Origin of the sequence: Pseudarthrobacter sp. GA104 (assembly GCF_009741265.1) — a bacterium.
Taxonomy (GTDB): Bacteria; Actinomycetota; Actinomycetes; order Actinomycetales; family Micrococcaceae; genus Arthrobacter.
On sequence record NZ_WOWL01000001.1, the window covers coordinates 2,909,122 to 2,930,639 of the forward strand.

At 65.7% G+C, this 21,518-nt stretch carries 17 protein-coding genes and 1 tRNA gene; 7 read left to right on the forward strand and 11 right to left on the reverse strand.

Annotated features, from left to right (window positions below; all coding sequences use genetic code 11):
- Positions 1 to 630: a nicotine blue oxidoreductase gene (gene nboR, locus GK109_RS13270; RefSeq protein ID WP_157241074.1), complete on the reverse strand. Its 630-nt coding sequence runs from the start codon at positions 628 to 630 to the stop codon at positions 1 to 3.
- Between the two features lie 24 nt (positions 631 to 654).
- On the reverse strand, positions 655 to 3,435 hold the full coding sequence (aceE, locus tag GK109_RS13275) for a pyruvate dehydrogenase (acetyl-transferring), homodimeric type (RefSeq protein ID WP_157241076.1): 2,781 nt from the start codon (positions 3,433 to 3,435) through the stop codon (positions 655 to 657).
- Between the two features lie 296 nt (positions 3,436 to 3,731).
- Here aceE and GK109_RS13280 point away from each other — a divergent pair, with 296 nt between their 5' ends.
- Genes GK109_RS13280 through GK109_RS13290 form a run of 3 tightly spaced genes read left to right on the forward strand, consistent with a single transcriptional unit; the run spans position 3,732 to position 6,864 of the window.
- Positions 3,732 to 5,300, forward strand: coding sequence for an NCS1 family nucleobase:cation symporter-1 (locus GK109_RS13280; RefSeq protein WP_157241078.1), 1,569 nt, complete (start codon positions 3,732 to 3,734; stop codon positions 5,298 to 5,300).
- A gap of 10 nt (positions 5,301 to 5,310) precedes the next feature.
- A complete protein-coding gene (locus tag GK109_RS13285; RefSeq protein ID WP_157241080.1) occupies positions 5,311 to 6,078 on the forward strand; it encodes an aspartate/glutamate racemase family protein in 768 nt (255 codons plus the stop codon).
- Positions 6,079 to 6,102: 24 nt separating this feature from the next.
- Positions 6,103 to 6,864 carry an SDR family oxidoreductase gene (locus GK109_RS13290; RefSeq protein ID WP_157241082.1) on the forward strand — a complete coding sequence of 254 codons (762 nt, stop codon included), beginning with the start codon at positions 6,103 to 6,105 and terminating at the stop codon, positions 6,862 to 6,864.
- 6 nt (positions 6,865 to 6,870) lie between these two features.
- On the opposite strand, the gene GK109_RS13295 is transcribed toward GK109_RS13290, so the two are convergent.
- Genes GK109_RS13295 through GK109_RS13305 form a run of 3 tightly spaced genes read right to left on the reverse strand, consistent with a single transcriptional unit; the run spans position 6,871 to position 9,944 of the window.
- Positions 6,871 to 7,248 carry a sterol carrier family protein gene (locus tag GK109_RS13295; RefSeq protein WP_157241084.1) on the reverse strand — a complete coding sequence of 126 codons (378 nt, stop codon included), beginning with the start codon at positions 7,246 to 7,248 and terminating at the stop codon, positions 6,871 to 6,873.
- Positions 7,249 to 7,306: 58 nt separating this feature from the next.
- Entirely contained in the window at positions 7,307 to 8,323 is a 1,017-nt protein-coding gene (locus GK109_RS13300; protein ID WP_157241085.1) for an asparaginase, read from the reverse strand.
- A 46-nt stretch (positions 8,324 to 8,369) separates the two neighbouring features.
- The gene (locus GK109_RS13305) at positions 8,370 to 9,944 is read right to left on the reverse strand and encodes a molybdopterin-dependent oxidoreductase (protein WP_157241087.1); all 1,575 of its coding nucleotides are present in this window, start codon (positions 9,942 to 9,944) and stop codon (positions 8,370 to 8,372) included.
- Positions 9,945 to 10,069: 125 nt separating this feature from the next.
- On the opposite strand from GK109_RS13305, the gene purD reads away from it, so the two are divergent.
- On the forward strand, positions 10,070 to 11,386 hold the full coding sequence (gene purD / locus GK109_RS13310) for a phosphoribosylamine--glycine ligase (RefSeq protein WP_321216298.1): 1,317 nt from the start codon (positions 10,070 to 10,072) through the stop codon (positions 11,384 to 11,386).
- A gap of 1 nt (position 11,387) precedes the next feature.
- Positions 11,388 to 12,326, forward strand: a complete 939-nt coding sequence (locus GK109_RS13315; protein WP_157241089.1) for a phosphoribosylaminoimidazolesuccinocarboxamide synthase — start codon at positions 11,388 to 11,390, stop codon at positions 12,324 to 12,326.
- A 36-nt stretch (positions 12,327 to 12,362) separates the two neighbouring features.
- Here the strand turns inward: GK109_RS13315 and GK109_RS13320 are convergent, their stop codons facing one another.
- Complete coding sequence (locus GK109_RS13320; RefSeq protein ID WP_321214406.1) at positions 12,363 to 13,628, reverse strand: helix-turn-helix transcriptional regulator; 1,266 nt, start codon at positions 13,626 to 13,628, stop codon at positions 12,363 to 12,365.
- Positions 13,629 to 13,756: 128 nt separating this feature from the next.
- Between GK109_RS13320 and GK109_RS13325 the strand changes: the two genes are divergently transcribed.
- On the forward strand, positions 13,757 to 13,984 hold the full coding sequence (locus GK109_RS13325; RefSeq protein ID WP_157241093.1) for a hypothetical protein: 228 nt from the start codon (positions 13,757 to 13,759) through the stop codon (positions 13,982 to 13,984).
- 137 nt (positions 13,985 to 14,121) lie between these two features.
- On the opposite strand, the gene GK109_RS13330 is transcribed toward GK109_RS13325, so the two are convergent.
- From GK109_RS13330 to GK109_RS13350, 5 genes are all read right to left on the reverse strand, one after another.
- Positions 14,122 to 14,198, reverse strand: a tRNA-Pro gene (locus GK109_RS13330).
- 104 nt (positions 14,199 to 14,302) lie between these two features.
- The gene (locus tag GK109_RS13335) at positions 14,303 to 16,129 is read right to left on the reverse strand and encodes an ABC transporter ATP-binding protein (protein WP_157241095.1); all 1,827 of its coding nucleotides are present in this window, start codon (positions 16,127 to 16,129) and stop codon (positions 14,303 to 14,305) included.
- Positions 16,126 to 17,946 (reverse strand): ABC transporter ATP-binding protein, encoded by a 1,821-nt coding sequence (locus tag GK109_RS13340; protein ID WP_157241097.1) that lies wholly within the window; start codon positions 17,944 to 17,946, stop codon positions 16,126 to 16,128. Before GK109_RS13340 ends, GK109_RS13335 begins: the two co-directional genes overlap by 4 nt.
- 139 nt (positions 17,947 to 18,085) lie before the next feature.
- The gene (locus tag GK109_RS13345; protein ID WP_157241099.1) at positions 18,086 to 19,033 is read right to left on the reverse strand and encodes a metallophosphoesterase; all 948 of its coding nucleotides are present in this window, start codon (positions 19,031 to 19,033) and stop codon (positions 18,086 to 18,088) included.
- Positions 19,034 to 19,039: 6 nt separating this feature from the next.
- On the reverse strand, positions 19,040 to 21,325 hold the full coding sequence (locus GK109_RS13350; protein ID WP_157241101.1) for a transglycosylase domain-containing protein: 2,286 nt from the start codon (positions 21,323 to 21,325) through the stop codon (positions 19,040 to 19,042).
- A 37-nt stretch (positions 21,326 to 21,362) separates the two neighbouring features.
- Here GK109_RS13350 and GK109_RS13355 point away from each other — a divergent pair, with 37 nt between their 5' ends.
- Entirely contained in the window at positions 21,363 to 21,518 is a 156-nt protein-coding gene (locus GK109_RS13355; RefSeq protein WP_003797879.1) for a DUF4177 domain-containing protein, read from the forward strand.

Genomic DNA, 21,518 nt, shown 5'->3' on the forward strand with positions numbered 1-21,518 from the left:
CTAGTCCAGCAGGTAGAGCTGCTCCGGCGTATCAACATCCAGGCCGCTGGAGAGATCACTGCAATCCACCTCGTCCACCAGTTCCGGGTGGTTACGCAGGAAAGCGCGCGCCCCGGCATCGCCCGTCACGGTTGCAGCCACGGCCTGGCGCAGGGAGGCATCGATCACCAGGGGGTGGCCGCGGCGGAGCCCGCCGTCCCCACCCTGCGCTGCGGCAGCGCCGTCGTCGTACGCCGCTGCGGTGACCCGGCCCGGACGGTGGGACGCAAGCAGCCGCGCCACCGCCAGGGAAGACAGGCCGGGCTGGTCCACGAGGGCAATCATCAGGTGGTCCCGGGGATCGGCGGCGGCGTTGCCCAGCAGCAGGGAACTCCCCATCCCTGACTGCCATTCATGGTTCACCACCGTGCGGCAGCCGTCCAGCCTGGCGGCGGCCAGGACTTCGTGGGCACCCGCGCCGAGCACCACCACAACCTCGCGGCAGCCTCCGTCGAACAGCGCTTCAGCGACCGCTTCCACCAGGGGCCGGCCGCGGTAGGGGAGCAGCGCCTTGGGACCGCGTCCCAGCCTGGCGCCGCCGCCGGCCGCGAGCACAACGCCGGTGGTGCCCGCCGCCTCCGTGTTCCGCATAGCCACACCCTAACCCTTGTTGTCTCAGGCGTCGCCGCCGGCCCCTCCGGTGGTTCCGGCGCTGACGTCCAGGAGTTTGTAGCGGTCCATGGCGTACGACGGCGCCCCGTCCTCGACCTCGCCCCTCGCCGCGAGCATTTGCAGCGTCTTCACCACGATGGAGTGGGTGTCGTTCTTGAAGAAGCGGCGGGCGGCGGCGCGGGTGTCGGAGAAGCCGAAGCCGTCCGCGCCGAGCGATGCGAACTGGTTCGGGAGGAATTGGCGGATCTGGTCCGGGACGGCTTTCATGTAGTCGGACACGGCGACGACGGGTCCGGTGGCTCCTTCGAGCTGCCGGGTGACGAAGGGGACGCGGGCGGGTTCGCCGGGGTTGAGGAAGGCTTCCTCTTCGGCGGCGAGGCCGTCGCGGCGCAGTTCGTTCCAGGAGGTCACGGACCAGACGTCGGCGGAGACTGACCAGTCTTCGGCGAGGATCCGCTGGGCTTCGAGGGCCCAGGGGACGGAGACTCCGGAGGCGAGGATCTGGGCCTTCGGTCCTGCAAGGTCCGACGCCGATACCCGGTAGATGCCTTTCAATACACCGTTGACGTCGAGGTTCTCAGGCTCGGCGGGCTGGGTAATCGGCTCATTGTAGACGGTGAGGTAGTACATCAGGTTTGGATCGGATGCAGCTCCGGTTCCATCGCCGCTTGCGGCCGGCCCGTACATGCGTTCGATGCCGTCGCGGATGATGTGGCCCATTTCGTAGCCGTAGGCGGGGTCGTAGGTGACGACGGCGGGGTTGGTGGAGGCGAGCAGGGGGGAGTGGCCGTCGGCGTGCTGGAGGCCTTCGCCGGTGAGGGTGGTCCGTCCTGCGGTGGCGCCGATGATGAAGCCGCGGGTCATTTGGTCGGCTGCGGCCCAGAAGGCGTCGCCGGTGCGCTGGAAGCCGAACATGGAGTAGAACACGTAGACCGGGACCAGGGGCACGCCGTGGGTGGCGTAGGCGGTGCCGGCGGCGGTGAAGGCTGCGACGGCGCCGGCTTCGTTGATGCCGGGGTGGATCAGCTGGCCCTGGGCGGATTCCTTGTAAGCCAGGACCAGGTCGCGGTCTACGGAGAGGTAGTTCTGGCCGCCCGGGTTGTAGGTCTTGGCCGTGGGGAAGAATGCGTCCATGCCGAACGTCCTCGATTCGTCCGGGACGATGGGCACAATCCTGTGCCCGAAGTTCCTGTCCCGGATGAGGTCTTTCAGGAGCCTGACAAAGGCCATGGTGGTGGCGGCCTGCTGTTTGCCCGAGCCGCGTTTGGCAACATCAAACGTCTTGGGATCCGGCAGCGCAACGGCATCATGGGAGGACCGGCGTTCAGGGACGGCGCCGCCCAGCGCCTTCCGCCGTTCATGGAGGTACACGATCTCCGGTGCATCATGCCCGGGGTGGAAGTACGGCGGGGAATAGGGATCCGCTTCCAGTTGCGCATCGGTAATGGGGATCCGCAGGTGGTCGCGGAACTTCTTCAGGTCATCCAGGGTGAGTTTCTTCATCTGGTGGGTCGCGTTGCGGCCCTCGAAGTGCGGTCCGAGGCCGTAGCCCTTGACGGTCTTGGCCAGGATGACGGTGGGCTTGCCCTTGAATTCGGTGGCTGCCTTGTAGGCGGCGTAGACCTTGCGGTAGTCGTGGCCGCCGCGCTTGAGGTTCCAGATCTGGTCATCGGTGAGGTCCGCGACCATGTCCTTGGTCTGCGGGGTCTTGCCGAAGAAGTGTTCGCGGACGAACCCGCCGGATTCGGCCTTGTAGGTCTGGTAGTCCCCGTCGGGGGTTTCGTTCATGATCTTCACCAGCGACCCGTCGGTGTCCTTGGTGAGGAGGTCGTCCCATTCCCGGCCCCAGACGACCTTGATGACGTTCCAGCCCGCACCGCGGAAGAACGCTTCGAGTTCCTGCATGATCTTGCCGTTGCCCCGCACGGGCCCGTCCAGGCGCTGGAGGTTGCAGTTGATCACGAAGTTGAGGTTGTCCAGGTTCTCGTTCGCGGCGAGCTGGAGCAGGCCGCGGGACTCGGGCTCGTCCATTTCGCCGTCGCCGAGGAACGCCCAGACCTGCTGGTCACTGGTGTCCTTCAGGCCGCGGTTGTGCAGGTACCGGTTGGACTGGGCCTGGTAGATCGCGTTCATCGGCCCGATGCCCATGGACACGGTGGGGAATTCCCAGAAGTGCGGCATCAGGCGCGGGTGCGGGTAGGAGGACAGGGCGTGGCCCTCGCGGGACTTTTCCTGCCGGAACCCGTCCAGGTCCTCCTCGGAGAGCCGGCCTTCCATGAACGCCCGGGCGTACATGCCGGGGGAGGCGTGGCCCTGGAAGAAGACCTGGTCCCCGCCGCCGGGGTGGTCCTTGCCCCGGAAGAAGTGGTTGAACCCGACCTCGTACAGGGTCGCGGCCCCGGCATAGGTGGAGATGTGTCCGCCCACCCCGATGTTCGCCCGCTGGGCCCGGTGGACCATCACCGCAGCGTTCCAGCGCATGTACGCCCGGTAACGGCGCTCGAATTCCTCGTTGCCCGGGAATTCCGCCTCCTGGTCCACCGGGATGGTGTTCACGTAATCGGTGGTGGTCACCATCGGCACCCCGACGCTCTGCGCGCCGGCACGCTGCAGCAGGCTCCGCATGATGAATTGGGCACGCTCGGTGCCCTGTTCCCTGATCAATGCATCCAGGGACTCAACCCACTCGGCAGTCTCTTCGGGATCACGATCAGGCAGCTGGTTAGTCAACCCGCTGAGGATATGGGAGGTATCTTCTCCTGCGGCCACGGAAGCCTCTTTCATCTTTGAATGCTCGGCACTTATTTTCGTAATGTGAGAAAACATTATTGCTATACGAGATTAGTGAGCCGGTCGCGGCCGGTCAAACGTTCCCGCCCTTCGCTCAGGGAAGAAGGCCGCCCGGAGGTGAAGATCGCGTTTGTGACTGGCGCCGTTCGCTGGGCATTTTGACGACAGGTGATCCACGTCATAACCTTTTTTCACCATTCAATATCAAGATTTCGCAGCGCGGAATAACAGAACCGGCCTGTCCAGCCAGGGCTCACCGCAGCGAAACCTTTCCAGAACTGGAGTTCCCCATGCAGACCCCTCCCCCGACGGGCGTTGATATGGCTCCTGACCTGACAACGCCGTCAGATTCCTCAGCCCACTCCGCCGAACGTGTCGAATCCCTGTGCGAATCAGCCAGCGCAGCATCAGGGCAGGCCATCAGCCCCACCCTTTACAACGCAGACCTTGCCCCCACCAAGCGTGCCGGCCGCAGTTGGTCCGGCTACAGCATCTTCACCCTGTGGGCCAATGATGTCCACAGCCTCGGAAACTACGCCTTTGCCATCGGACTCTTCGCCCTGGGCCTTGGCGGCTGGCAGATACTGCTGGCACTCGGCATCGGAGCCGCCCTGCTCTTCGGCCTCCTGAACCTCTCCGGATTCATGGGCGTCAAAACCGGAGTCCCATTCCCGGTGATGAGCAGGATCAGCTTCGGCATCCGCGGCGCCCAAATCGCCAGCCTGCTCCGCGGCGCCGTCGCCGTGGCCTGGTTCGGCATCCAGACCTACCTGGCCTCGGTGGTCTTCCGGGTGATGCTCGTGGCCGTGTTCCCGCCCCTCGGCGAGCTGGACAAGGACTCCATCCTGGGGCTGTCCACCCTGGGATGGATCGCGTTCATCATCCTCTGGGTTGTCCAACTGGTCATCGTGAGCTTCGGCATGGAAATGATCCGCAAGTATGAGGCCTTCGCAGGCCCGATCATCCTGGTCACCATGGCCGCCATCGCCGTCTGGATCTTCATGGAAGCGGGCGGCGCCATTGCCTGGTCCTCGGACAACGCCCTCGAAGGGCCGCAAATGTGGCTGACCATCTTCGCCGGCGGCGCCCTCTGGGTCTCCATCTACGGGACATTCGTCCTGAACTTCTGCGACTTTACCCGGTCTGCCGTCTCCAAGAAGGCCGTGGTCCGCGGAAACTTCTGGGGCATTCCCATCAACATGCTCGTCTTCGGCGCCATCGTCGTCGTGATGGCGGGAGGGCAGTTCAAAATCAACGGCACCATCATCGAGAGCCCCTCGGACATCGTCCAGACCATCCCCAACACGCTCTTCCTGGTCCTGGCATGCCTGGCCCTGCTGATCCTGACCATCGCGGTGAACCTCATGGCCAACTTCGTGGCTCCGGTCTATGCCCTCACCAACCTGTTCCCCAAACACCTGGACTTCCGCAAGGCTGCCATCGTCAGCGCCGTCATCGGCCTGGTCATCCTGCCCTGGAACCTCTACAACAACCCGCTGGTGATCGTGTACTTCCTCGGGGGCCTCGGCGCCCTGCTTGGCCCGCTGTTCGGCGTCGTGATGGCTGACTACTGGCTGATCCGCCGCGGCAAGGTCAACGTTCCCGAGCTGTACACCGCATCTGCTGCCGGCGCCTACTACTACAAGAACGGCGTCAACCCCAGGGCCATCATCGCCATGGTGCCGGCCGCCGTCCTGGCGCTCCTCATCGCCTTCATCCCGGCGCTGGCGGCGGCAGCACCGTTCGCCTGGTTCTTCGCCGCCGGCATCGCAGCCGTTGTGTACTTCTTCATCGCGGACCGCTCGCAGCGGCTCGAAGACCGCGACGGCGAGGCCATCGCCGTCGCCAGCAAACACTAAGGATCCCCTGATGCGCATACTCGTTGCGAACGTCAACACCACCCAGTCCATGACGGATTCCATTGCGGCCCAGGCCCGCAGCATCGCGGCACCGGGCACGGAGATCGTTGGCATCACGCCGCGGTTCGGGGCGGACTCCTGCGAAGGCAACTTCGAGAGCTACCTGGCAGCCATCGCTGTGATGGACGCCGTGACTTCCTACCCGGAACCGTTCGACGCCGTCGTCCAGGCAGGCTACGGCGAGCACGGACGGGAGGGGCTGCAGGAGCTGCTGGACGTCCCGGTGGTGGACATCACCGAAGCCGCAGCCAGCACGGCGATGTTCCTGGGCCACAAGTACTCCGTGGTCACCACCCTGGACCGTACCGTTCCGCTCATTGAAGACCGGCTCAAGCTGGCGGGGCTGGATGCCAGGTGCGCCTCGGTGCGGGCCAGCGGCATGGCGGTCCTGGAACTTGAGGAGGAACCGGAACGGGCCGTGGAAGCCATCATCAGCCAGGCCATGCAGGCCGTCACGCAGGACAAGGCCGAAGTGATTGTCCTCGGCTGCGGCGGCATGGCCGGCCTGGACGAGCAGATCCGGCAGCGGGCGGGAGTGCCCGTGGTGGACGGTGTCGCGTCGGCCGTGGCCATCGCTGAATCCCTGGTCCGCATGCGGCTGTCCACTTCCAAGGTGCGGACCTACGCTGCGCCCCGGCCCAAGACCGTCATAGGCTGGCCGCTGAACAGCGCGGGAGTCGCGGCACCTCTCGAGGCTGCAGCGTCCACCGACGCGTAGCGACCGGCAGTACAGGAGAAGACTTTGAACCAGTTCCAGCAACCGGGGCGCGTAGCAGTCGTCACCGGAGCGGGTTCCGGAATTGGCCGTGCAGTGGCGCGCCTTCTCCTGGCCGACGGCTACGCCGTCGCCCTCGCCGGGCGGCGGGAACAACAGCTTGCCGAGACGGCGGACGGCCATCCGAACGCCCTGCCGGTCACCTGTGACGTCACCCGGCCCCACGACGTCGAGAATCTTTTCGAGGCCACCCGCCAAAAGTGGGGCCGGGTGGACGTTCTGTTCAACAATGCCGGGGTGTTCGGCCCGGCGGCCAGCGTGGACGAAATCTCGCTGGAGGACTGGAACGCCACCCTGGCAGTGAACCTCACAGGCTCCATGCTGTGCGCCGCAGCCGCTGTGAGGGCCATGAAGGCGCAGGATCCGCAGGGCGGGCGGATCATCAACAACGGCTCCATCTCCGCGCACTCGCCACGGCCCAAAACGGTAGCCTACGCCGTCACCAAGCATGCCATGACAGGGTTGACCAAGAGCATCGAGCTGGACGGGCGGGGCTTCGGGATCACGTGCGGGCAGATCGACATCGGCAACACGGCCACGGAGATCATGGACACCATCGGCGTGGGTGCCGGGGCGCTCCAGGCTGACGGCAGCCGGCGGGTTGAACCCACCTTCCCCGTGGAGGACGCCGCCCGTGCCGTCCTGATGATGGCCAACATGCCGCCCACAGCCAATGTGGGGTCCGTGGTGGTCACCGCTGCCGGCATGCCGTTCATCGGCCGCGGCTGAGCCCGGCTACAGCGGGAGCAGTGCCGAGAGGTCAGCCCGGAGTCCGGAGGCAGCAACCTTGTGCGCGGCCACCGCATCCGCCCAGCCCAACCGGCCTGTAACCATCGCAAGCCAGGTGGCGGCGTCGCACTCTATGACGTTGGGCGGCGTGCCGCGCGTATGCCGCGGACCTTCCACGCACTGGGTGACGCCGAACGGCGGCACCCGCACCTCCACGGAATTGCCCGGTGCCCGCGCTGTGACCTCCTCAAGCGTGTAGCGCACCGCAGTGGCCAGGATGCTTCGCGGGACAGGAACGTCCGACGACGGGCCGGCGGCTTCCTGCCAGGCGGCGAGGGCGGCGGCGCCTTCCTCCGGGTCGATACGACGGCGGGCAACAGCCATGGATCCGGCTTCCTTCACGTTGGGGTTGGCGATAAGGAGAACTTCGAGCGGCAGGAGCCTAGTCCAGCAGCGCCGACACTGCGGGACCCAGCCGAATTTTGCCAACAGGTTTTCCGCCGCCCAGCACAGGGTCAACCACTTTTTCCAACACGCTGGCAACCCCGGGAATCTCCACTGCACCGGCCGCGGCCAGGAGGGTCAAGGCCACCAGCGAGGTGGCACGGACGTTCCCGTCCAGGATCTTCACGGCTACGGAAACACCCTGTGGGGTGGCCATGGCCAGGACGCCTTCCGCACCGATCTTCGCGATGATCTCCAGCTCGTCCATGACCAGTGTGTTGGCCTCGCCCCGTCCCTGGACCGCCCAGGGGTAGTCCAGCATGGACGTTGCAATGGTGGCAGCCCGGGCGCTGAAGCTCTGGTCGCCCGGGGCTTTCGCCAGCAGCGAGTACCCCCTGGCCAGTCCCTTGAGGGAAACTGCCGCCACCGGAGCGCCGCAGCCATCGATGCCCAGGTGGGCGATCTTCTCGCCCGTGTATTCCTCGATGACGGTGCGCACCCGCTGCTGCAGCGGGTGGTTGGGCTCAAGGTAGCTGTGGGTATCCCAGCCGTTTTCGGTGCATGCCCAGAGGAAGGCCGCGTGCTTGCCGGAACAGTTGCAGGCAAGCCTGGATTTTCCCCGCTCTGACCGCACCAGCCAGTTGCGGGCCGTCTCGTCCTGGGGCCAGGCCTCCGGGCATTGGAGCTGGTCCTCGCGGACCCCGGCTGCCTTGAGCATTCCTTCCACGACATCCATGTGGTCCAGGGAACCGGTATGGCTGCCACAGGCCACCGCCACCTGCGCGCCCCGCAGCGGGACGCCGGACTGCATGGATGCCAGGGCCTGGAACGGCTTCAGCGTGGACCTGGCGAAAATCGGGGTGTTGATGTCGCCCAGCTCAGTAACCACGGACCCGTCCGCAGCCAGGAGCACGGCAGAACCGATGTGCCGCGACTCCACAAAACCGCTCCGTTCGATCACGGCCAGTTCCACTGCGGAGTCCACGGTAAAGGTGGCATGCGGGTTGTGCGGCATGGTGCCAGTCTAGGGGCCGCCTGATGGAATGCGGCGGAAGGCCGCCCTACTCGACCGTGACCATCACGGACTGCCAGCCGGACGCGCCGTCGGGAACGGGGTCCGCGCGCCGGTCCGTCTGCACTTCGCCGGACCCGTCGGTGGCACGGACTTTGATGTAGTGCGGGCCGGGGGTCGCGTCCCACTGGTAGGACCACTGGCGCCAGGTAACCAGGGAAGCCTCTGCGGAAAGATCCGCGGCCGCCCAATCGCCGTCGTCCACCTGGATTTCCACTTTGGTGATGCCGCGCGTCTGGGCCCAGGCGGTGCCGCCCACGGCCACTCTTCCTGCGGGGACCTTGGCGAAGGACTTGGGGACGTCCACGCGGGCCATGGTCTTGATGGGGCCGCGTTCGGACCAGCCTCGCTCGGTCCAGTAGGCCTTGCTGTCGGCGAACCGGGTCACTTCGAGGTCCACCACCCACTTGGTGGCGGAGACAAAGCCGTACAGGCCCGGAACCACCATCCGCACGGGATAGCCGTGCTCCAGCGGCAGGGGCTCGCCATTCATGCCGATGGCCAGCATCGCGTCCCGGTCGTCCTGCAGCACCTCCAGCGGCGTGGAGGCGCTGAAGCCGTCAACGGACGTGGACAGCACCATGTCTGCGCCGTCCTTGGGCCTTGCCCGCTTCAGGACCTCCCGCAGCGGCAGGCCCAGCCATTTCGCGTTGCCGGCCAGGTTTCCGCCCACGGGATTGGACACGCAGGTGAGGGTGACGTGGGACTCGATCAGGTCGGCGTCGAGCAGGTCCTGGAAGGTGAGGCGGACCTCCTCCTCCACCAGGCCGTGGACCCGGAGCTCCCAGCTGTCCACGTCGATTTCGGGGATGCTCAGCGCTGTATCAATGCGGTAAAACTCCCCGTTGGGCGTCAGCCACGGCGCAACTCCGGCTACCGGTGACTGGACGCCGGCGGGAACGGCCGGCGCCGCCTTGGCCGGGGCGGGCAGCTTCAGGGCGTCCCGTGCCTGGAGGATGTTGCTGCGGGCCGCGCCCAGCAGCCGGCCTCCGGTGGCGGCCAAACCGGCAGCAGCCGCGGTGATCCCGGCTGCCGCGAAGAACCGCCGACGGCTGGTCCCCGGGTGTCCGTCAGGCTCAGCGGCCTTCGCGGGGGCTTCGGGCCACGCCGCCTGCCGCGGCATGCGGTTCATCAGCAGCCGCAGGGCGGCCAGGCCGGCAAAGGTGCCCGCTACCGAGGGAAGGGCATCAGCCGGCGCGACGCCTGCCCGGGTCACCACGCTGGCGACGATGACCGCTCCCATGGCCAGGACCCCCAGCACGCCCAATGCCCAGCGCCGGTAGGCCACCACGCCCAGGACGCATGCCAGCACGGCAATGGTCAGGCCCATGCCCGCGAACAGTGCAGCTTTGTCATTGGTGCCGAAAGTAGCGATGGCGAAGTCCTTCAGCCAGGGCGGCGTGAAGTCGATGAAGGTCGATCCCAGGGCGATCAGCGGTGTGGCGCGGGCGGTGAAGAACGCGCCGAGCAGTTCGGCCACGGCGAGGACGACGGCGGCTGCCACCGCGCCTGCCAGCGCGGCCATGGCAGTGGGTCCTTTGGGCGAGTTCCTCAGCTTCTTCATGATGAGGATTCGGAGCGGCGCGGGCCGCGGATTGTCGCGGCGGCCCTCTACCGGAAAGAACCGCCGAATTGATCCGCCGACACAGCTTAGGAACGGGCAGGGTGCACGAAGTACCCTTGGAGACTGTGAAGGTACTCGTCATCGGCCCCGGAGGCCGCGAACACGCCATTGTCCGCTCCCTGCTCGCCGATCCCAACGTGTCCGAGGTCCACTCAGCTCCCGGCAACGCCGGCATCAGCAAGCTGGTCCCGACCCACAGCATCAACGCCAACGATCCCGACGCCGTCGCCGCCCTGGCCACCAAGCTCGCCGTGGACCTGGTGGTGGTGGGTCCCGAGGCGCCGCTCGCAGCAGGTGTGTCCGATGCTGTCCGCGAGGCCGGGATCCCCGTGTTCGGCCCCAGCAAGGCGGCCGCACAGCTTGAGGCCTCCAAGGCTTTCGCCAAGGAAATCATGGCGGAAGCCGGAGTGCCCACGGCCATGGCCATGGTGGCCACCAACGCGGAGGAAGCCGCCTCGGCCCTGGACACCTTCGGCGCCCCCTACGTGGTGAAGGATGACGGCCTGGCCGCGGGCAAGGGCGTGGTTGTCACCACGAACCGCGAGGAAGCCCTGGCTCACGCGCAGTCCTGCTTCGAAGCCGGCGGCTCGGTTGTCATCGAGGAGTTCCTGGACGGGCCCGAGGTGTCCCTGTTCGTTCTTTGCGACGGACACAACACCGTGGCACTTTCCCCGGCACAGGACTTCAAGCGGATCTTCGACAACGACGAAGGCCCCAACACCGGGGGCATGGGCGCGTACACTCCGCTGGAATGGGCGCCCGAGGGCCTGGTCCAGGAGGTTCTCGACCGCGTTGCCCAGCCCACCGTCAACGAAATGGCCAGCCGCGGCACCCCGTTTGTCGGCGTACTGTTCGTGGGGCTGGCCCTCACCTCGCGCGGCACCCGCGTCATCGAATTCAACGTCCGTTTCGGCGACCCGGAGACCCAGGCCGTCCTGGCCCGGCTGAAGACGCCCCTTGGCGCCCTGCTGCTGGCAGCCGCCAAGGGCGAACTGGACAAGGCAGAAGAGCTGCGGTGGGCGAAGGAAACTGCCGTCGCCGTCGTCATTGCGTCCGAAAACTACCCGGACACTCCGCGCACCGGGGACCGAATCCGCGGGCTCAAGAAGGCGGAGGAACTGGAAGGCGTACACATCATCCACGCCGGCACCTCCTTCGACGAGGACGGTAAAGTGGTGTCCGCCGGCGGACGCGTGCTCGCCGTCGTCGCGCTGGGCAGCGACCTGGTGGAGGCGCGTGAAAGAGCGTACGACGGCGTGGAACTGATTCAGCTCGATGGCGCGCAGTTCCGTACGGACATCGGCGGCAAGGCCGCCCGCGGGGAAGTGAAGGTCCCCTTTAATGCCAGTGCATCCCTCCACAGGACCGAGACGAAGGCCTAGCATGAGCAACGTTCCAGCATCCCGCGGTTTCAGCACCACGGCCCCCGAACTGCCCGGATGGACCCATGTCTACTCGGGGAAAGTCAGGGACCTGTACGAGCCGGCGGACGAGTCCATCCTGCAGCGCGTCGGCCAGGACTGTGTGCTGGTGGTGGCCAGCGACCGGATCAGCGCGTTTGACCATGTCCTGTCCAGCGGGATTCCGGACAAGGGGCGCATCCTCACCCAGTTGAGCCTGTGGTGGTTTGACCAGTTGGACGTGGAACACCACGTACTGGGATCCACCGTGGAGGACGGCGTCCCCGCCGCGGTGGAGGGCCGGGCCATGATCTGCAAGAAGCTGGACATGTTTCCGGTGGAATGCATCGCCCGCGGCTATCTCACCGGCTCCGGCCTGGAGGAATACAAAGCTTCGGGGACCGTGTGCAGCATTCCGCTGCCGGAGGGACTGGTGGACGGTTCGCGCCTGGACCACGCCATCTTCACACCCTCGGCCAAGGCGGAGGTGGGGAAGCACGACGAGAACATCACCTACGACGCCGTGGTGGCCATGGTGGGCGACGACATCGCTGGACGCCTGAGCGAGCTCACCTTGAAGATCTACTCCACGGCCGAAAAGATCGCCCGGGAGCGTGGCATCATCCTGGCAGACACCAAAGTGGAATTCGGCTACGACGCCGTTTCGGGGTCGATCACGCTTGGCGACGAGGTCCTGACACCGGATTCCTCACGGTTCTGGGACGCCGCAACATACCAGCCGGGCAGTGCGCAGCCTTCCTTTGACAAGCAGTACGTCCGGGATTGGCTCACATCGGACGAATCGGGCTGGGACAGGTCCTCGGACACCCCTCCGCCGGCCCTGCCGGCCGAGGTCATCGAGCGCACCCGCAGCCGCTACGTTGAGGCGTACGAGAAACTCACGGGGAAAACCTTCGCCTGACGGAGCCCCAGCGGCTCCCGGCGAACGGCGTGCCGGCTAGCTTGCCTTGGCAGCGGCCGCGGCGCGCCGCTGGGCCAGCTTTATTTCCAGGACCGCGTCCATTGCCTGCTGGACGCGGTCAGCGGCTCCGGCGGCGCTGAAGGCTTTCTGCGCTTCTTCGAGGTGGACCAGGGCTTCTTCTGCTTCGCCCGCGGCCTTAAGGGACTTCCCCAGCAGCAAAGACACTTCCCCGGCGGTGTGCTTCGCAAGGTTGTCCCGCTCGGCATGGATTTCCCGGAGCTTCTCGACGGCGGCAACGATGTCCCCGGTCAGGTACAGCCACCGGGCGCGGATGAAGGCAACTTCCAGCTCATCACTCTTGGTGCCGCTGACGATTGAAAAAGCAAGCTCGGCCCGCTCAATGGATGACAGCGTTTCAGGCTCCACAATTCCGGAGGACAGCCGTACCGCGGCGGACGCTTTATTGAAACGGGCCCACAGCTCGATGTCATTTGCCGGTGACAGCAGTTTCGCTGCCCGTTCGTGGTGTTTGACGCCCTCCACATAGTCGTGGCGCATAAACGCCACATTGCCGATGACCCAGGCCACCTCGCCGGCCAGCTGGGACATCGCGTGCTCATCCACCTGGGCGAGCAATTCCTGGCAGTACTTCCACGCCTCATTGAGGCGGCCGCTTTCGGCCAACGCACCAATCAGTGCCCGGAGCGCGCCGATGGTGATCACTGAGCCCCTGGGCAACTGCTCCGCGAAGGCCACTGCCTCCGTTGCATGCTCCACGGCAGCCGTCAGCTGGCCCTGGCGCTGGCACACAACCGCGAGCATCTGCCGGGCGCGCGCGCCCAGCCCCACGGATTCCCTGGCCATCGGGTGCTCGAGCAGCCTTTCCACAAGCTCCCTGCACTCCAGCAGGTCGCCATGCTTCAGCAGGCACTCGGCCTGCATGTAGCTCATGTTCCACCAGGCGCTGGTGTTTCGTCCGTCCAGGGCTATCTGCGCTGCTGAAGCCGCATGGCTGGCGGCGAGGGGATAGTCCCTCAGGTCCCAGGCCTGGCGGGCGTAGAGCCCTGCAAGGACGTACTCGGCGTCACTGACCGAGATGGGCTGGCTCCATGCCTCCAAGGCCTTCGGTGCAAGCTCCAGCCTGCGTGCCAGTTCTTCAATGACCTCCGCAGTTGGTTCCCTGCGGCCTGTTTCGAGTAGGGAAATGTAGCTGGGTGAATACAGGTCCTTGCCCAGTTCCGCCTGTGTCAGCCCCCGATCGAGCCTCTCCGCCCGGAGCTTCTCCCCGAATCCGTTGCCCACAGGACTCCTCCTTTCTCCACAGGTTTCCCATTGGCGCTTGACAGCCGCTGTGGAAAACATTTTACAATGTATGTCAACAAGGACAGTGCTGGCTTTGTAACGAATCCGACTCGTATTGAGGAACTTATATGTTGAAGAAGATTGCAGCTGCAGCCGCCTTGGCTGGGGCCTTAGCGTTTTCTGCGGCGGCTCCGGCTGTCCTGTCTGCAGGTTCCATTGCCGACACCGAACGAGTGGCTGTAGCCGGAACCGGAAACTGGCCGGATCCCGTCTCCACGGAGACCAAGGGCAAGAAGGCCAACAGCACCGAAACCAGCTACACCACCTACACGGGCAACTGGCCTGACCCGGTGTAAACAGCTTCCTCACAACAGGAGGCGAGGAAAGCCCCGGAGCATCCGCTCCGGGGCTTTTCCTTTACCAAAAAGTTACCGATGCGCCGGATTCCAGGCAACAAAAAAGAGGGCCTCCGTAAGGAGACCCTCTTCAGTTGTGGTCGGGATGACAGGATTTGAACCTGCGACCTCTTCGTCCCGAACGAAGCGCGCTACCAAGCTGCGCTACATCCCGATCCGCTGCAAAAGCAACTTTACAAGGATAGCCGATGCCGGGTCCCGATGCGAAATCCTCAGCCCGGACAGGAAGGCCGGCCGGGCAGGGGCAGGGGACCGGGATCAGACCAGTGAGTCCTTCCACGCTCCATGCAGGTCCGCAAAGCGTCCGCCGCCGCCAATGAGATCGGCCGGGCTGCCGTCCTCCACGATGCGGCCGTCCTGCACCACCAGCACCCTGTCCGCGGTTTCCACTGTGGACAGGCGGTGGGCGATGATCAGGGCCGTCCGGCGGGCCGCCTCCGTGCCCGCGAGGAGGCGGGCCAGGCCCTGCTGCACCAGCCGTTCGGAGGGGATGTCCAGCGAGGAGGTCGCCTCGTCCAGGATCAGTACTGCCGGGCGGGCCAGGAAAGCCCTGGCAAAGCTGATGAGCTGCCGCTGGCCGGATGACACCCGCCCGCCGCGCTTGTTGACATCGGTGTCATAGCCCTCGGGAAGTTCCCTGATGAAGTCGTGGGCGCCCACTGCCTTGGCTGCTTCCTCGATCTCGGAGCGGGAGGCTTCCGGGCGGCCCAATGCGATGTTGTCCGCCACCGAGCCGCTGAACAGGAACGACTCTTGGGTGACCATGACAATGTTGCGGCGCAGGTCGGTGGTGCCGAGGCTCCGGAGGTCGATGCCGTCGAGCGTGATCGAACCCGACGTGACGTCGTAGAAACGGGCTATCAGCTTGGCCAGGGTGGATTTCCCTGCTCCCGTCTGGCCCACCAAGGCTACGGCTTGCCCCGCAGGGATGCGCAGGTTCAGGTTGGGGACGATGACAGGACCGTCTCCGTACCGGAATTCGACGTCCGTGAAGTCAATTGCACCCTTGGCGTCCTTCAGTGCGACGGGATTCTTCGGCGGCCGGACAGTAGGCACCTCCTCGAGGAGCCCCGAGACCTTTTCGAGCGCGGCCTGGGCACTCTGGAACGAGTTGTAGAACATGGCCATCTGGTCCACCGGCTGGAAGAACCGTTTGGTGGAGAGGATGAGTGCCAGGAGAACCCCGACTTCCAGGTCCCCGCCGAGGACGCGGAAGCCTCCGAAGAGCAGGACCACTGCCACGCACACGTTGCCGATCAGCACCAGCCCGGGCTGGAAGATGCCGTTCAGGTTGATGGAGCGCACGGTGACCCGCCGGTATTCCTCGGCGAGCCGGCTGTAAAGCCCGGAGTTTTCCTGCTCCTTCCGGAAGGCCTTGACTGCGCGGATGCCTGTCATGGTTTCCACGAAATGCACAATCAGCCGGGCGGAGACCACCCGCGATTCCCGGAAGACGATCTGGGAGTGTTTCTGGTACCAGCGTGCCAGGAGGAACATGGGAACGCCCGCGGCCAGCACCAGCAGCCCGCTCCGCCAGTCCAGTGCGAACACGGTGGCTGCAGTAAAAACCATGAACAGCACGCCTGAGGCGAGCGAACTGACCCCCGAGTCCAGGAGCTCCCGGAGGGCCTCCAGGTCCGACGTCTGCCGGGCTATGATCCGGCCGGAGGTGTACTTCTCGTGGAACTCCAGGCTCAGCCGCTGGGTGTGGCGGAACACCCGGAGGCGCAGGTCCAGCAGCATGGCCTGGCTCAGCCTGGCGGTGGACGTGACATACAAGGCCGTGAGCCCCGCCGTCGCCATGGCCGCGAGGAGGTAGGCGACGCCGGTGAGCACCAGGGGCGCGTTGTCCCCGGCCTGGAGGGCGGGCAGTGCGCGGTCGATGCCGTAGGCGATCAGCGCCGGGCCCGCCACGCGTGCCGCCTGGGACAGGACCACCATGGCGATGGTCAGCCAGAAGCGCAGGCGCACCGGCCGGATCAGTGACCGCAGCAGCGCCAGCGAGCGCCGTCGTACCGCCCTGCTGTCGCTCTTGCTGAGGTGGGCGTTGTCTTCGTTGGCGGTGCCGAATGTCGTGGCGCTCATCGGGTGGCCTCGGCTTCCTGGATATCGGCATCTTCCTCGAGGTCCGACAATTCCGAATCCAGGTCCCGGGGGTCCTGGTCCAGGCTGGCGATGACGTAACGGTAATGGTCGTTGCCTGCCAGCAGTTCCGTATGCGTTCCGACGGCGGCGATCCTGCCTTGTTCGAGCAGGGCCACCCGGTCCGCGAGGGCAACAGTGGATGGCCGGTGCGCGACGATCAGCGTGGTGGTGTCCTTCAGGACGGTCCGGAGCCGGTTCTCCACCAGCTCCTCCGTGTGGACGTCCAAGGCGGACAGCGGGTCATCCAGTACCAGCACCCGCGGCCGGGCGGCAATGGCGCGGGCCAGCGCAATCCGTTGGCGCTGCCCGCCGGACAGGCTGAGGCCCTCCTCGCCGATCAGCGTGTCCACGCCGTCCGGGAGGGAGTACGCGAAGTGGGCCTGCGCCACGTCCAGCGCCTCGTCCAGGGCCTCGTCGGTGCGCTCCGGTGCGCCGAGGAGAACGTTGTCGCGGACGGAGTTGGAGAACAGGGTGGTGTCCTCGAAGGCTACGCCCACGATGCGGCGGAGCTCCTCCACGTCGAAGTCGCGCAGGTCCACGCCGTCGATGCTGATGGAACCGCCGGTGACATCGTAGAGGCGGGGCACCAGCTGGATCAGGGCGCTCTTGCCGCTTCCTGTGATGCCCACCAGGGCCATGGTCTCACCGGGCCGGAGTTCCAGGTTGACGTCCTTGAGGATGGGCTTGTCCGGGGCGTCCTCGAAGGCGAAAGTGGCGTTGTTGAAACGGAGCGCGCCCGCGGGCTGGCGCGGGCTCCGCGGTTCCGGGGGACTGGTAATGCTGTTGGCAGTATCCATCACTTCGTAGTGGCGGTCGACGGCGGTCTTGGCGGTAAGTGCCATGGCCAGCAGCATGCCGGAAAATTCAACGGGTGTGGCAATGACCGCCGCGGTGGCGAAGAAGGCCACCAACGCGCCGATGCTCAGCTGCCCGGTGGAGCACAGCAGGATACCCGCCACCAGGCCGGCGCCCAGGGCGAGTTCCGGCAGGAGCGTGACCACCAAGGTGAACGTGGCCTGGTGGCGCGCCTTGGCGATTTCCGTCTGGCGGAGCTCTTCGGCCTGTAACTCGAAGGTTTCGAGTGCTTCCCGGCTGCGGCCAAATGCCTTGAGCACGCGGATGCCGTGGACGGATTCCTCCACCGTGGTGGCCAGGTCGCCTGCCTGGTCCTGGCTGAGGCGTGCCACTTTGCTGAAGCGGGTCCGGAACCGGAAGCTGTACGCCATGATGGGCACGGCCGCGGCCAGGAAGATCAGGGCAAGCTGCCAGCTCATGGCGAACATGACGGCAATACCGATGATCACGGTGAGGGTGGTGACCACCAGCATGATGGCGCCGAACGCCATCCAGCGGCGCAGGAAGTTCAGGTCGGTCATGGCGCGGGACAGGAGCTGGCCGGAGCCCCAGCGGTCATGGAAGGAGACCGTCAGTTCCTGGAGATGGTCATAAAGGGAGACGCGCATCCGGGTCTCCACAGTGGTGGCCGGGTTGATGACGAACTGCCGGCGGAGCGCAACCAGGCCCGCTTCAGCGATGCCCAGAACCAGGATGATGCCGGCCGACATCCAGATCGCCTCAGTGTTGCCGCCCGGCTGCAGTGATTCGTTGACCAGGACCCTCAGGACCTGGGGGATGGCCAGGGCTACAACGCTGGCAAACAGCGCGCAGAGGAGTCCCAGCACGAGCCGCGGGATAATGGGCCGGACATGGGGGTAGAGACGACTGATCGACCGAAAAAATGGAGTTTGCCTGGCCATGCCCGCTTCTCAAGCTCTAAAACGAATGTAGTTTCCCGTAGCAACTACCCTATGCCATGGCGTGAGCCGATTCACAGGGTCGTGGTTCCGGAAAGAGCCTGGCCGGTTGTTACGAACGGCAATAGGCGCGCGTACCCGGTCAGGCGGGCGAAGTCAGGGTCAGCAGGACAGCTTCCGGACGGCAGGCGATCCTTACCGGGGCGAAGCGCGAGGTGCCGATGCCGCCCGACACGTTGACCGGCGTCGTGCGTCCATTGCTGCTCCAGTCATGCAGGCCTTTTGCCCGCCAGGTGGGAAGGTCGCAGTTGGCCACGAGGGCGCCGTAGCCCGGGATGCAAAGCTGCCCGCCATGGGTGTGGCCGGCGAGCAGGAGATCCGCGCCGTCCTCCGTGAAGTGGTCCAGCACCCGCTGGTAGGGCGCGTGGATGACGGCCACTTTGAGGTGGTCTGCGGCGTCCTGGTTCACGGTCCCGCGCGGCCATCCGGCGTACCGTTCGCGTTGCAGGTGGGGATCGTCCACTCCGGAGAAGTCGAAGCGCATGCCGTTCATGACCAGGGACTGGTGGCGGTTGGTCAGGTCCACCCAGCCGCCCATCCCGAAGCCTGAACGCAGCCGCGGCCAGTCAAGCGCCGTCGGCTTGGGCTTGGCCTTGGACGGTCCCAGCAGGTAGGAGGCGGGATTCTTCAGGCTCGGGGCGAAGTAGTCATTGGAGCCGGGGACAAAGACGCCGGGGAATTCCAGCAGCGGACGGAGCGCGGCCAGGAGGGGATCCACCGCTTTGGCGTGGCTGAGGTTGTCGCCGGTGTTCACTACCAGGTCCGGTTTGAGTTCGGCCAGTGACTGCAGCCACGCAGCCTTCTTTTTCTGGCCGGGAACGAAGTGGATGTCGCTCAGGTGCAGGATGCGGAAGGGGTTTTTCCCCGGGGGCAGGATGGCCAGGGTCTCTTCACGGAGGACAAACTGGTTTTTCTCCCACAGGCCGTACCCGAAGGCGGCCATCCCGGCGGCAGCCCCGGTTCCGGCGGTGACGGCAAAGCCGCGCCCGATGGTCCGGGCGCGGCTGGCCAACTCGCTGGATGAAATCATCGGCGGCTAGTTCTTCTTGTCGCTGTTGCCCGGCGCGGGTGCGGGGGCGGGCTGGGTGGCGGGTGCCGGGGCCGGTGCCTGGGTTGCCTGCGGTGCCGTCGTGGCGGGCGTGCGGGTGTTCGTGCCGCCGTTCAGGAGGTTGCTGGGCGGGGCCGGGAACGGATTGGTGCCGTAGGCCGGCGCGATCCGGGACATGAAGTTCGAGAACATCGGGCCGGCAATCATGTAACCGTCGATGCCGGGGTAGAACTTTCCGTTGACCGTGATGTTCTGGCCGGACCGGTCCTGGGCGCCGAGTGCGTCACCGAACCAGGCAGCCGTGGCCAGGCCGGTGGTGTGGCCCACCACCCACGTGGATCCGTTGTTGTTGGACGTACCGGTCTTGGCGCCGATCGGGAAGCTGGTGCGCGTTGAAATCCGGGGCTGGATCAGTGAGCCGGAGCCGCGGTTCAGGACTTCCTGGAGGGCGTAGTTCACGCCACGGGCAACGTCCGGCTTGATCGCGTCCCGGCAGCTGCTGGACTGTGCCGGGAGGGTGGCCCCGGTCTGGTCGGTCACCGCAGTGATGGCGATGGGTTCGCAATACTTGCCGTCGTTGGCGAACGTGGCGAAGGCGCTGGCCATGGTCAGCGGTGCCGTCTGGGTGGAACCGAGCAGGTTGCCCAGCGTGGACATGTTGATCTTCGGGTTAGGGTCTCCCTCCGCAGGGAGGCCGCCGTGAAGACCGGTGGCGTCCACGATCTTTTGGATTCCGCAGAAGTCAAGCTGCGCGGCCGACGCGAAGGTCACGGTGTTGATGGAGTTGTACAGGCCTTCGAGGACCGAGAGGGGCCGGTACCACTGCGGTTCGGCGTTCTGCAGGTCGTCGGCAGCGCCGAGCGACTTCTCGGCAGTGTTGTAGGCGCCCGCGACCTTGCCGCAGGTGTTGCGCCACGGGAAGTTCAGCGGGTAGCGGCGCTGTGCTGCGTTGACCACGGTGTTCATGGACTTGCCCTCGTTGAGCCACTCCGCGAAGGTGAACGGCTTCATGGTGGAGCCGGGCTGGGCACCGCCAAGGCCATTGAGGTCGTTGCCGTCCTTGTCCAGCTTGTCCACGTTGAAGTTCACCTGGGAATCGAAGGCGCCTTCCGCGGGCAGGAAGGAGGTGTTCTGGGCCATCGAGACGATCTTGCCCGAGTTGGGCTGCACCGAGACCATGGCCGCACCCCACTTGTCCGGGTTGGCGCCGGCGGAGGCGTTGACCTGCTCCTGCGCGACTGCCTGGGCGTTCGGGTCCAGCGTGGTGGTGATGGTCAGGCCGCCACCGTAGATGAGGCGCAGGCGCTCTTCGCGGTCCGCACCGTACGCCGGGTTGTTCTCCAGCAGGTGCAGCACGTAGTCGCAGAAGTAGGGAGCGGTGGACGCGTAGGCGCAGCCCTGCTTCGGCTGCGTGACCTTGGTCTCCACGGGGGTGGCCACCGCGGCGTCGTGCTCGGCCTGGGTGATCTTGCCCTGGTTCAGCATCAGGCCCAGTACCAGGTCGCGGCGCTGCTTGGCGTTCTCCGGGTTGTTGATGGGGTCAAACGCGGACGGGCTGTTGACGAGTCCGGCCAGCAACGCCGCCTGAGGGAGCGTGAGGTCCTTGGCGCTGGTGCTGAAGAAGAAGCGGGACGCGGCCTCGATGCCGTATGCGTCGCGGTTGAAGAAGACGATGTTTAGGTAGCCCTCAAGGATCTGCTCCTTGCTGAACTCCTTTTCCAGGGCGATGGCAAGCTTCATCTCGCGGAGCTTGTCGCCCACGCCCTTGTTGACACCGTTGAGCTTGATCTGGTCCTCGTTGCCCTCGGCGGCGAGGTTGGCGTTGAGGACGTTGTTTACGTACTGCTGCGTGATGGTGGACGCGCCCTGCTTGTTGCCGCGGGCGGTGCTGACCAGCGCGCGGAGGATGCCTGTGGTGTCCACGCCCCCGTGGTCATAGAAACGGCTGTCCTCGACGGCGATGACAGCTTTCTTAACGAAGGGCGAGATCTGGTCCAAGGCGACTTTGGTGCGGTTCTCGGTGTAGACGCTGGCGATCTCGCTTCCGTCCGCAGCCAGGATCCTGGTGGTCTGGTTGGGCGGGTCAACCTTCAGCTCGGCCGGAAGGGTGTCGAAGAACTCGATGGAACCGCTCGCTGCGCTGCCTGAAACGGCCGCTGCGGGAACCAGCAGGCCTGCTACCAGGACACCGCAAATAGCACTCACGCCAAGGAAAACGAGGATCTTACCGAGGGTGGTGGCAGTGTCGAATAATGGGTTCGTACGAGTCGCCATGTTTTCCACTTTACCGGCAAGGACTAGTCTTTCTCTCATGACCAAATGGGAGTACGCGACGATTCCGCTCATTATTCACGCCACCAAGCAGATCCTGGACCAGTGGGGAGACGACGGCTGGGAGCTGGTGCAGGTGGTCCCCGGACCGGACGGAAACGGCCTGGTGGCCTACCTCAAGAGGGAGAAGCAGTAG